This is a genomic window from Bacillus sp. PS196 (assembly GCF_037963555.1).
Lineage (GTDB): Bacteria > Bacillota > Bacilli > Bacillales > Bacillaceae > Bacillus > Bacillus subtilis.
On sequence record NZ_CP150159.1, the window covers coordinates 2,920,753 to 2,932,686 of the forward strand.

At 44.9% G+C, this 11,934-nt stretch carries 12 protein-coding genes and 1 pseudogene; 1 reads left to right on the forward strand and 12 read right to left on the reverse strand.

Going from position 1 to position 11,934, the window contains the following annotated elements; all coding sequences use genetic code 11:
• Positions 1-16 precede the first annotated feature (16 nt).
• The 11 genes and pseudogenes from argH to sppA form a co-directional block, all read right to left on the reverse strand.
• A complete protein-coding gene (gene argH, locus NST79_RS15250; protein ID WP_015251461.1) occupies positions 17-1,402 on the reverse strand; it encodes an argininosuccinate lyase in 1,386 nt (461 codons plus the stop codon).
• Positions 1,399-2,610, reverse strand: coding sequence for an argininosuccinate synthase (locus tag NST79_RS15255; RefSeq protein WP_003229357.1), 1,212 nt, complete (start codon positions 2,608-2,610; stop codon positions 1,399-1,401). The genes argH and NST79_RS15255 overlap by 4 nt, the downstream gene beginning before the upstream one ends.
• 169 nt (positions 2,611-2,779) lie before the next feature.
• Complete coding sequence (locus NST79_RS15260; protein ID WP_033884139.1) at positions 2,780-3,292, reverse strand: molybdenum cofactor biosynthesis protein B; 513 nt, start codon at positions 3,290-3,292, stop codon at positions 2,780-2,782.
• An 84-nt stretch (positions 3,293-3,376) separates the two neighbouring features.
• Positions 3,377-4,564, reverse strand: coding sequence for an acetate kinase (locus NST79_RS15265; RefSeq protein WP_003223511.1), 1,188 nt, complete (start codon positions 4,562-4,564; stop codon positions 3,377-3,379).
• A 172-nt stretch (positions 4,565-4,736) separates the two neighbouring features.
• A pseudogene (locus NST79_RS15270) lies at positions 4,737-4,939 on the reverse strand (hypothetical protein).
• Entirely contained in the window at positions 4,911-5,900 is a 990-nt protein-coding gene (locus tag NST79_RS15275; protein WP_212059329.1) for a class I SAM-dependent methyltransferase, read from the reverse strand. Before NST79_RS15275 ends, NST79_RS15270 begins: the two are co-directional and overlap by 29 nt.
• 60 nt (positions 5,901-5,960) lie before the next feature.
• Positions 5,961-6,464 carry a thiol peroxidase gene (tpx, locus tag NST79_RS15280; protein WP_029318244.1) on the reverse strand — a complete coding sequence of 168 codons (504 nt, stop codon included), beginning with the start codon at positions 6,462-6,464 and terminating at the stop codon, positions 5,961-5,963.
• Positions 6,465-6,572: 108 nt separating this feature from the next.
• The gene (gene ytfJ, locus NST79_RS15285; RefSeq protein ID WP_029318245.1) at positions 6,573-7,028 is read right to left on the reverse strand and encodes a GerW family sporulation protein; all 456 of its coding nucleotides are present in this window, start codon (positions 7,026-7,028) and stop codon (positions 6,573-6,575) included.
• Positions 7,029-7,041: 13 nt separating this feature from the next.
• Positions 7,042-7,722: a DUF2953 domain-containing protein gene (locus NST79_RS15290; RefSeq protein ID WP_029318246.1), complete on the reverse strand. Its 681-nt coding sequence runs from the start codon at positions 7,720-7,722 to the stop codon at positions 7,042-7,044.
• A gap of 74 nt (positions 7,723-7,796) precedes the next feature.
• Positions 7,797-8,291: an RDD family protein gene (locus tag NST79_RS15295; protein WP_014480553.1), complete on the reverse strand. Its 495-nt coding sequence runs from the start codon at positions 8,289-8,291 to the stop codon at positions 7,797-7,799.
• A gap of 12 nt (positions 8,292-8,303) precedes the next feature.
• On the reverse strand, positions 8,304-9,311 hold the full coding sequence (gene sppA / locus NST79_RS15300) for a signal peptide peptidase SppA (protein WP_015714516.1): 1,008 nt from the start codon (positions 9,309-9,311) through the stop codon (positions 8,304-8,306).
• A gap of 185 nt (positions 9,312-9,496) precedes the next feature.
• Between sppA and NST79_RS15305 the strand changes: the two genes are divergently transcribed.
• Positions 9,497-10,300, forward strand: coding sequence for an NAD kinase (locus NST79_RS15305; protein ID WP_004399091.1), 804 nt, complete (start codon positions 9,497-9,499; stop codon positions 10,298-10,300).
• A gap of 31 nt (positions 10,301-10,331) precedes the next feature.
• Here the strand turns inward: NST79_RS15305 and NST79_RS15310 are convergent, their stop codons facing one another.
• On the reverse strand, positions 10,332-11,921 hold the full coding sequence (locus tag NST79_RS15310) for an amidohydrolase (RefSeq protein ID WP_151262373.1): 1,590 nt from the start codon (positions 11,919-11,921) through the stop codon (positions 10,332-10,334).
• Positions 11,922-11,934 lie beyond the last annotated feature (13 nt).

Sequence of the window (11,934 nt, forward strand, 5' to 3'; positions counted from 1 at the left end):
TTTTATGAAGGAAATTTTAACAAACTCCAGCTGCCACGCAAGCTTTCGCTTTTTCAAGCGCCTGCTTTACCTGTTTAAATCCGGTGCCCCCGGCGCTCATTCTTTTTTCAACTGCGTAGTAAGGGTCTAACACAGTGTAAATATCTTCTTCGAATAGTGTGCTCGCCTGCTGAAACTCGCCAAACGGCATATCGCTTAAATAGATCCCTCTTTCGATGCATGTGTACACAAGTTTCCCGACCACTTCATGCGCTTCTCTGAACGGCATTCCCTTTTTAGCTAAATAATCCGCCAGTTCCGTCGCATTTGAAAAGTCTTGTTTTGTTGCTTGCTTCATGACGTCTTTGTTTACAGTCATTGTTTGGATCATGCCTGTGAAGATTTGCAGGCTGCCCTCCACCGTTTTCACCGTGTCAAACATGCCCTCTTTGTCTTCCTGCAGATCTTTGTTGTAAGCGAGCGGAAGTCCTTTCATGATCGTAAACAGCCCCATCATATCACCGTATACGCGTCCTGTTTTGCCGCGGATCAGCTCCGCCATATCAGGGTTTTTCTTTTGCGGCATCATGCTGCTTCCTGTTGCGTACGTATCGTCAAGCTCGATGAATTTAAACTCCTGCGAGCACCATAAAATGATTTCTTCAGAGAAACGGGATAGGTGCATCATCAGCATACTGCTGTTGCTTAAAAACTCCAAAATGAAGTCTCTGTCGCTGACGCCGTCCAAGCTGTTTTCATATATGGCATCAAAGCCGAGCAGTTCCGCTGAATAATCACGGTCAATTGGGAAGGTTGTTCCCGCGAGCGCCCCGCAGCCGAGCGGAGATTTGTTAATCCGCTTCATTGAATCCTGAAAACGCTCTTTGTCGCGCTCAAGCATCCAGAAATACGCAAGCATATGGTGAGCGAATGAAATCGGCTGGGCGCGCTGCAGATGTGTGTAGCCCGGCAGAATCGTTTCAACGTTCGCTTCCGCCTTTTCAATCAGCGCACTTTGGAATGCCTCAATCAGCTCGATGATGTGGCCGACATGATTCTTCAAGTATAAATGCATGTCAGTCGCCACCTGGTCATTCCGGCTTCTGCCGGTATGCAGCTTGCCGCCAAGAGGACCGATTTCGTCAATGAGCATTTTCTCAATGTTCAAATGAATATCCTCATAATCGACTGAGAATTCCAATGCTCCCTCCTCTGCTTTTTGCAAAAGGGTATTCAGGCCCTCTCGGATTTTCAGCTCTTCTTCTGCTGTCAGAATACCGCATTTTTTCAGCATGGCAGCATGTGCGAGAGACCCTGTAATGTCTTCAGCAACTAAATTTTGGTCAAATGATATGGACGCGCCGAACTCGTCGACCCATTTTTCCGGTGTTTTTTGAAATCGGCCTCCCCAGAGCTTCTTCATGCTTTAATCTGCTCCTTCTTTTTTACGATGCTGTTCACTTTTGTCGGAAGTCCCCAAAGCTCGATAAATCCAATTGCTGCATGGTGATCAAATGCATCGTCTTTTGTATATGTTGCAAGTTTTTCATCATATAGAGAGTATTCTGATTTACGTCCTTCTACAATTGCATGGCCTTTAAACAGCTTCACGCGGACAATGCCTGTGACATGCTTTTGCGTTTCTTTTAAGAAAGCGTGCAGCGCATCTTTTAACGGCGAGAACCATAAGCCGTTGTAAATGATCTCTGACATTTTTTGCTCGATGATCGGTTTAAAGTGGGCTACCTCTTTCACCAGTGTCAAATCTTCTAATTCTTTATGCGCTTTGATCAGTGTCATCGCACCAGGGCATTCGTATACTTCCCGGGATTTAATGCCGACGAGGCGGTTTTCCACGTGGTCGATACGTCCGACACCGTGCGCGCCCGCCATTTCATTCAGCTTCAAGATCAGCTCAGAAAGCGAGTAGGAAACACCGTCAATGGAGACAGGCACGCCCTGTTCAAATGCAATTTCAATCACTTCCGGCGTGTCCGGCGTTTTTTCCAGCGGAGCTGTTAAATCGTATGCACCTTCTGGCGGCGCCGCCCATGGATCTTCTAAAATGCCGCACTCATTGGCGCGTCCCCAGAGGTTTTGATCGATAGAATACGGGCTGTCAAGATTGATCGGAATCGGAATGCCGCGGCTAGCCGCATATTCAATTTCTTCTTCACGTGACCACTGCCATTCGCGAACCGGCGCGATGACTTCTAGGTCAGGGTTTAATGATTTAATGGAGACTTCGAAACGAACCTGGTCATTTCCTTTCCCAGTGCATCCATGGGCAATCGCCTGTGCATCTTCTTTTTCCGCTATTTCAACCAGCTTTTTCGCGATCAGCGGCCGAGATAATGCCGAAACGAGCGGGTATTTTCCTTCATACATCGTGTGGGCCTGCAAAGAAATAAGCGCGTAATCCTGTGCAAATTCTTCTTTTGCATCGATCACGTAGGAGTTTGTCGCGCCGACTTCAAGCGCTTTCTGCTGAACAAATGCCAAATCTTTGCCCTCACCGACATCCAGGCAGCAGGCGATGACATTATATCCTTGCTCCTGAAGCCATTTTATTGCGACGGAAGTATCAAGACCCCCTGAGTATGCTAATACGACTTTTTTCTGTTCTGACATGATAAAAATCCCCTCTCAACCGTGTTTCTATTTTGTATAAAAATAAATTATATTTAATAAAAATACATTTTGTATGTATACACTTTAACAAGTACGTTTCGTTTTTTCAAGCCTTTTATAAAAAAAACTTCACCTAAATTTCAGGTGAAGTTTCGTAGTATTTATTCATTTACTTGTCTTTTCTGATTTCTCTGACCACATGTGCAAGTTCGGGAATAATCAGCTTATTCATTGCCAGCTTTACCGCGCCGCTTGAGCCTGGCGTTGAGAAAACAGCGGTATGCTGAATGACGCCGGCAGTTGCTCTCGACATGATTGCGGCAGGGCCGATATCCTCTGTATAACTCAGCATCCTGAATATTTCTCCAAAGCCGGGCAGTTCTTTCGAAAACAGCGGCGTTATGGCTTCAATTGTGACATCCCGATCTGCTATGCCTGTCCCTCCGTTTAAGAGTACCGCGTCTGTCTGTTCATCCATGCAGCCCGCAAGCACTGACCGCTGCAAAGCATCCTTTTCGTCTTTTACAATTTCATATGCGGCAATATGATGACCGGCTTCTTCTAAAAATGAGATCATCAGCTTGCCGCTTTTATCGGTTTCATCTGTCCTCGTGTCACTGACAGTAATCACTTTGCACCGAACGATATCGGGAGCTTCTTGTTTATGCTCTTGAACGCTCATTGGCCCACCTCTTTTATGTTTTCTGTCTGTCACTATCATGCATCAACAAAAAAGCACATTCAAGAGAATGTGCTTTCATGCGATTTATTTTGCTAAACGAACAACGTCGCGCGCAATCATGACTTCTTCATCAGTCGGAATGATCATGACTTTTACAGGAGAATGCGGATAGCTGATGAAAGCTTCCTCGCCGCGCACGTTATTAAGCGCAGGATCCCAGTATACGCCCATGAATTCTAAACCGCGAAGAACGCGTTCTCTGACTTCCACACTGTTTTCACCGATACCGGCAGTAAAGATGATCGCATCTACACCGCTCATTCTTGCAGCGTAAGAACCGATGTATTTGTGGATTCTGCTTGCGAATACTTCAAGAGCCGTTTCCGCGCGCTCATTTCCTTCTTTCGTTGCTTCAACGATGTCACGAAGATCGCTTGAGAAACCGGAAATGCCGAGCAGTCCGCTTTTTTTGTTTAATGTATTCAATACTTCGTCAGCCGTTTGACCTGTTTTCTCCATGATGTATGGAATCAGGGCAGGGTCGATGTTTCCAGAGCGTGTGCCCATTGCTACACCGGCAAGCGGCGTAAAGCCCATGGATGTGTCAATTGATTTTCCGCCTTCAACAGCCGCAATACTTGCTCCGTTTCCAAGGTGGCAGGAAATCAGGCGCAAGTCTTTTAACGGACGGCCGAGAAGCTCTGCCGCACGCTCAGTTACATATTTATGTGAAGTGCCGTGGAAGCCGTATTTACGGATGCCGAATTTTTCATAGTATTCATACGGCAAGCTGTACAGGTAAGACTGCTCAGGCATTGTTTGGTGGAATGCCGTATCAAATACAGCTACCGCAGGAACATTTGGAAGCACTTCTTTGAACGCTTTAATTCCAACGATATTTGCCGGATTGTGAAGCGGTGCCAATTCAGAAATATCTTCGATTTCCTTAATGGTTTCATCCGTTAATAAAACAGAATCGCTGAATTTTTCTCCGCCGTGAACGACACGATGGCCAATTCCGTCAATTTCATTCAAGTCTTTAATAATGCCGAATTCCGTTAACTTATTCAGCAGCATTTTAACAGCTACCGCATGATCCGGAATATCAGTTACTTCTGTATTTTTTTCGCCGTTCACAGAAATTGTGAATACACTGTCGGCGATACCGATTCGTTCAACTAAACCCTTCGTTAAAACGGTTTCTGAAGGCATTTCGAAAAGCTGAAATTTCAAAGACGAGCTTCCTGCGTTAATTGCAATAATTTTGGACATGATTGACGCTCCTTTATACTCTGTATCAACAACTTCGTTTTTCGTACTTTTTTCCCGGTGAATATCAACATCTTCTCCGAAAAATATCTGACTTTTCCATTTAAACATTGTCATGTCGGCTTTTCAAGTCAACTTGCGTATTGATAACGCTTACAATAAGAAGTCGTTATTTTCAGACACATTCCCTATAGGTTTTGTATTGATGAACGCTTACAATTTGCGGTTTTTCCCTCTGTATTTTGTGTTTCAAAGCTGGATTCAATTCGTCAAGTCCGGTCTTCAAAAGCATAAATAAAAGCAGCTTAGGCATCGCCTCATACGGCTGCCTAAGCTGCTTTTAAAACACTTACTTTTCTTTTTTAAACCATTCATCAAATTGAGCCATCATATCAAGCATCGCCTTTTGATTGGAGAAAGACGGAAGATTCGCAAGCAGAATTTGCCCCGGCGCTTTCGTATACTCTCCTTGTTTCTGAAGCACAAGGATGCTTTTGGCATGAGCTTCGTCTTTAAAAATAGATTTTGGCAGCTGCAACAGTGCGTTGATATGAACCTTATCTTTGAAAAACTGTTTCAGCTTGCCGCTTTGGGAGCTCTCAAACAAATGATTCGGAATCATAAAAAATAAGTAGCCGCCCGGTTTGGTATGCTTGACGCTCTGTTCAATAAACAGATGATGAGCGAAGGAATGGCCTTCGTCAGCTTTGAGCTCAAACGCTTCTGCTCCTTCGTCATTCGGATAATAGCCGACTGGCAGATCACAAATGACCGTGTCAACTGGATCAATAAACAACGGCTCAAGGCTGTCCTGGTGGAAAAGCTCAAGCTCTTTTTTCAGAAGGTTCGCTTGGGCATAGGCAATCTTCAAGAGCACATCATCAATTTCAATGCCAAAGCTGTTTGCCGTTTTTTCAGACAGCTGGTTCAGCACGGTAAACAGAAGGTTTCCAGTTCCCAAGGCTGGATCAAGAATGGTCAGTTCCTTTTTGTCCGCCATAAACTTATTCACCAAATAGCTGATGAAAAGCCCGATCGTATCCGGCGTCATTTGTCTGTTTGGATGGGAGATATCTTTCATTCCTTTAAGGACGGCAAGCTGAAAAGCCTTGCGTACCCACTCATGCTCATACGTGCCGAATTCCGCTTTTTCAAGCAGAGCCTGAAGATGTTTGGTTTTCTGATCAGCAGGCAGTTTCAGCTGATCCGTTTTTTCAAGAAAATACATTTCTCCTGCTTCGGCCAGCGCCTCTATATATGAAATCTGCAATTCATTCTTTATCATAATCGCTGCTTCGTTTAACAGCTCATACACCGCACCTACATGGTCGTTTTGCATATTGTGTTCCTCCTTGCCATGAAAAAAGCTCCGGCGGCAGCCTGGAGCTTTTTTCCCTGCTTACTTCACTAATGCCTTAGCAGCCTCAATTGGCTTTTCATAGTTCGGGTGGTTTGTTGCTTCGCTTACATATTCAGCGTAAACGACTTTTCCATTCTCATCAAAGACAAATACGGAACGCGCAAGCAGACGAAGTTCTTTAATATACACACCGAACGCTTCGCCAAATGACATATCTCTGTGGTCAGACAGTGTTTCCACTTTGTCAATTCCGTTAGCGCCGCACCAGCGCGCTTGCGCGAATGGAAGGTCTGCACTGATTGTGTAGACGTTGACATCTCCAAGCTTTGCAGCTTCTTCGTTAAAACGGCGTGTTTGTGCATCACAAACACCTGTATCAATTGAAGGGATAACAGAAATAATCGTTACCTTTCCTTTCATGTCAGCTAACGATTTTTCTTCAAGGCTGTTAGTCAGCACTGTGAAATCAGGAGCTTGATCTCCTACCTTCACTTCTTGTCCGACAAGTGTAACCGGACCGCCTTTGAATGTAATTTCAGCCATTATAATTCCTCCCTTTTGTATGTATGTCTCTATCATAGTAAAGTTTCCTGCAAACTGCAAAGTTTATGCCAAAAAAAAGTTAACTGCGGCCAGCGCAGTTAACCTTTTTTAATAATTCATATTGTTCATTTGGTTTTGACTTTGGCCCTGGCTTTGGTTCTTGTTATTTTTCTTGAACATTTGCTGGATGCGTTCGAGTGTTTGAGGGGCTGCGTCTAAAATTTTCTCTATTAAATGGGTATTTTCATCTAAATGAAGCATTCTGATGCCTGTCGATCCGACAATTAAAAACGCGATCGGCGTAATGGACACACCGCCCCCGCTTCCGCCTCCGAAAGGAAGTTTCTGTTCTCTTGTCTCATCGTCTTCCGATTTCTTTTCGGCCGGCTTTCCGCCAAACTCGCTTCCGCCTGCGGCGAATCCGAATCCAACTTTAGAAACAGTTAAAATCACACTTCCATCAGGCGTTTCTACTGGATCTCCGATGATGGTGTTAACATCAATCATTTCCTTCAAGTTTTCCATTGCGGTTTTCATTAAACCTTGGATGGGATGGTCTGCCATATACGCTTCCTCCTTAAACTGATGAATCATTCTTTGAAGTCATTCTAGCCGACGGATTCTTCTTTAATACGGATAGCTCCCGTCCGTATTTGACGAATTTGAAAGCTGCAAGCATAGCATGTCCAAAGCGAAAAAAGAATATACACTGAAAATGGGTCTTGGAAGCAGGGACTTGAAACGACGGGATCACCTCATAGACAGGTTTATTCACAAAGTCCAGGTGGTCGTAGAGCATTGCTGCGATACCGCCCTTCACACCCCATACAGCACCTGTTAACACACCTGTCACTGCCGCGTCCTGAATTCCGATTACTGTAACCCATTCTAGTTTTGTGATATGTAAATGCGCGAGAAAAGACGCGCTGATTTTCCGTAGTCTGGTGACCTGATGCAAAAGCATTTCGATTTTATTAATGCTTTGCTGCACATCGTTTTGTGTAATTTTTTTCTTTCCGCTGCTTTTTTTCATTTTGGATTCAGTTTTTTGTTTGATATCCACTGTTCCGTCTTCTTTGTTCACCTTAATCGCCGGGATTGTTTTTTTGATCCTTATAAGGCCAAACAGCGCCGTAATCTTCAAGGTCAATTTGTCATTATCATCGGCATGAAGATACTCCAGCGCGACATGGATTTTCATTCTGAGAAGCAGTACGATCCCTATGAGAATAAGAATGGCTGTCAGTACATACACCATATTCTTCACTTCCTCTAGGAGCATTATCGCCAATTCCTAAAAAAATAAACCCGGACGGAGGTCCGGGTTATCGGTTATTTGCGGTATAATTTTTCATGCACCACGGTGGTATCCGCGATGTAATCATGAATCCCTTGTTTTGTAGGTGAAAAAGCAACAACGATATATAAAATCCAAATCTTATCAATATACCGTCCAACCACTTCACGAAAAATCACTGTACTCCATGTCAGCTTGCTATCTCGCTTCACAGAAACCACTTTGAGGCCGAACACCATTTTACCAAGCGTCTGCCTGAAGTATTTAGTCATGAGTGCGAAATAGGCAAGATACACAATAAGCGTTGTCACACTGTAGGCCGAGAAGGTAAACATGCCGGATGTTTTCGGCAGATCCAATACGGTAAAGAGGGGAGAAACGAGCAAATGGTTTAATCCCCATATCACGAGCCAATCAAGCAGGAAAGCCCAGAAACGAACCCAAAAGCCAGCATAGGCATGTGTCAGCTGCTCCGCTTCTTGCGGGCCTTTGATGTCATTGCGCTCTAACTCTTCATATGTCGCGTCCATTATTGTTCCCTCCTACTTCGCATAGAGATACATCATTCTCGGCGAACCGGATTGCGATAGAATTTCTCTCATATTCAAAAAATCAATTTCACTTTTAAACATTTTGTTCGCGCCCATGGAAAACAGTGAGCCTAATCCGAAGCTTTCCTCATAAGAAATGACAGAGGCGTTTTTCAAATCCTTGTGATCCTTTTTCATGGCCGTAATGGTATCGTCATAAAAACCAAGCTCATCAACGAGGTTCAGTTTTTTCGCCTGCCGTCCGTCATACACGCGGCCGTCCGCAATTTTCTTTACCTCTGCTTTCGACATGCCGCGCCCTTTTGAAATGACATCAACAAAGCCTTCATACGAATTATCAACCATCGATTGCATGATGTTTTTTTCTTCTTTCGTCATCTCACGGGAAGGAGACATAATGTCCTTATGGGCCCCGCTCTTAATCGTTTCAAAAGAAATGCCAAGCTTATCGGCAAGCTTTGAATAATTGACGCTTTCCATAATGACGCCGAGTGACCCGGTCAGGGTTTCCGGTGTCGCAAAAATCTTATCAGCCGCTGTTGAGATGTAATAGCCTCCTGATGCTGCCATCGAACCCATTGACACGTAAATCGGTTTTTTCGTTTCTTTCTTGATTTCTTCCAGCTTCTTATGTATTTCAGCACTTTCATACACTCCGCCACCCGGAGAATTCACCTTCAGAACGATACCTTTGACCGTCTTGTCATCTTTTGCGCGCTCAAGGTTTTTTAAGAACGTTCTGTGGTTATATCCGTCTGCACCAAGCAGACTGCTTGAGTCCCCATTATCCTGAATGGTGCCGCTGACCTCTAATACGGCAATTTTACTTGAGAGACTGCCGTTTTCCAGCGTCTTTTCCTGCGATTCATCCGTCAGTGATGTGAGATCCGTTTGAGCGCCTTTGACGCTTTCAAAGAAACTCATAGAGATGCTGACGATAATAGACACGCCGAAAATCCCCAGAGCAATCACTAATGCAATCCATCTTTTTGCATTCATTTTTTCTCCTCCTTTTTCCTAAACTCTCTCATTATACGATTCAATATGAAAAATGTTTCACTTCATGAGAAAGCTCCGGCTTAACGGGCTGCCGGCAAACGTGGTACACTTATGGCCAAAGGTATTTTATCACAAATACTGGATGGCAGAAAAACTTAAATATGACAGCAAAGGGGAAATGGGATATGACCGATCAACGCCGTAATGTTTATTTTTTTCACAAACAGGATCAGGAAACGAACGAACAAGCCCGCTCGTTAACACAATTGGCGGAAGAGCATGGATTTACCGTTGTGAACCAGCACTCAGACGCTAATATTATCGCCAGCATTGGCGGGGACGGCACATTTTTGCAGGCAGTCAGAAAGACGAATTTTCGTGACGACTGCTTGTACGTCGGCATTACCAAAAAGGGGAAAGCTCATTTATATTGCGACTTTCATAGTGATGAGCGAGAAAAAATGGTCGATGCAATGACGTTTGAACAAATTGAAGTGAGAAAATACCCGCTGATTGAAGTGACAGTGGATCAAGCCAGTCCTTTTCACTGCTTAAACGAGGTATCCATCCGCTCAAGCATCATTAAAACCTTTGTGATGGACGTGCTGATTGACGATCTGCACTTTGAAACGTTTAGAGGTGACGGAATGATTATCTCAACGCCTACAGGGAGCACCGCCTATAACAAGTCTGTTGCAGGAGCGGTTGTTGATCCGCTGCTTCCATGCATGCAGGTATCAGAGCTTGCATCCCTTAACAATAATACCTACCGGACACTCGGCTCGCCATTTGTCCTCAGCTCTGACCGAAAGCTGACCCTTCGTGTGGTGCAGGACGGCAACGAACACCCAATCATCGGCTTGGACAATGAAGCACTCAGCACGAGAAATGTGAAAACGATCGAAATCAAACTGTCTAATAAGAAAATCAAAACAGTCAAACTAAAGGACAATTCATTTTGGGAAAAAGTGAAGCGTACTTTTTTATAGAAAATAAAAGGACAGGCTGCTGCCTGTCCTTTTATGATTTCTCATATACAATCTGGCCGTTAATCACGGTTTTTTTAATATCTAAAAGATGAAGCTGTGCGGGGTCAATGGCAAACGGATCACCACTGAGAACTGTAAAATCCGCATCATAGCCTTCCGCAATTTTTCCGCGTGACTTCTCTTTATAAATGATACCGGCGCTACCTTCTGTATAAAGCTTTATCGCTTCATATACAGGTAAGCATTCACTTTCATTATAGCTTGGCCCGTTTTGCTCATGACTGCTTTTCCTGAGGACCGCGGACTGGATCCCTAGAAGCGGGTCAACAGGCTCAATCGGGGCGTCTGAACCGCCCGCGCATAAAATGCCTTTAGATATGAGGGTTTTCCAGGCAAATGCAGTCTTCATCCGGTCTTTTCCGAGACGGTCAATGACCCACGGAAAGTCGCTTGCAACGAAATGCGGCTGAAGATCAAGTGCGATCGGCATGCGTGCTGCTCTCTCGATTAATTCGTTATCAAGCACTTGAGCATGAATAAGCCGATCATGCCGGCCGTTTTTGGGCGGATGCTTTTCTATTGCGTTCAGCACTTTTTCAAAAGCAAGATCGCCGATTGCATGAACAGCAACCTCCATCCCTTTTTCTCTCGCTTTGCGAATGAGCCGGCCAAGGGTTTCGTCATCGTGAATCTGAACACCATTTGTTGATGGATCATCCTGATATGGTTCTTTCAATAAAGCCGTTCTCCCGCCAAGCGCCCCGTCCGCAAAGATTTTCATCGCACCGAACTCCACATACGGGCCGGACGGTTTCTCCAGCTGCTCCCATCGATCGACCGCTTCATGATGAACGAGCAAATGGCAGCGGAACGGATACTTTCCGCCAGCGGCAGCTTTCTCATAAGCTTTCAACGGCACCGAAACATCACCATAATAGGACAAGTCTTCCGAATGACCGCCCGTCAGGCCTTTTGTCCAGCAATCCTTTATTGCAGCCATTAATGCCTCATCAACATAGTGCTGGGAGACTGGCGGGACAGCCTTCAGAATCAAATCCTGCGCCTTATCAAACAGGAGTCCGGTCGGCTCGCCATTTGCATCTTTTACGATGACTCCGCCGTCAGGATCAGGAGTATTTCTTGAAATTCCCGCTGCTTGAAGAGCCGCAGAATTGACAGCTATTGCATGCCGGCATATACGCTTGAGCAAGACGGGCCTGTCAGGAAACAGGCGATCAAGATCATGCTTAGTCAAGTAGTCAGGTGTCTCAAACTGATTTTCATTCCAGCCTTCTCCAATGAGCCAATCGTTTTTAGGAAGCTGCCGCTCTCTTTCCTTCGCAGCCTGTAAAATTGAATCTTTCGACGTCAGTGCGGACACATCGAGCTGAAGCTGTTTCTCACCGTGGCCGATCAAATGTAGATGGCTGTCAACAAAACCGGGGAACATCACTGCTCCGTTCAGGCTGATTTCTTCTGTTTCCGGCGACCCGTACTTTTCCTTCAAACGTTCATAGCTGCCGGTGCCTTTTATGACACCATCCTCAACATAAACTGCCTCAGTCCGATCGCCTTCTTTGAGCATCGTATAAATGAAACCGCCGTGCCATATCGCCTTCATTCACGTTCACTCT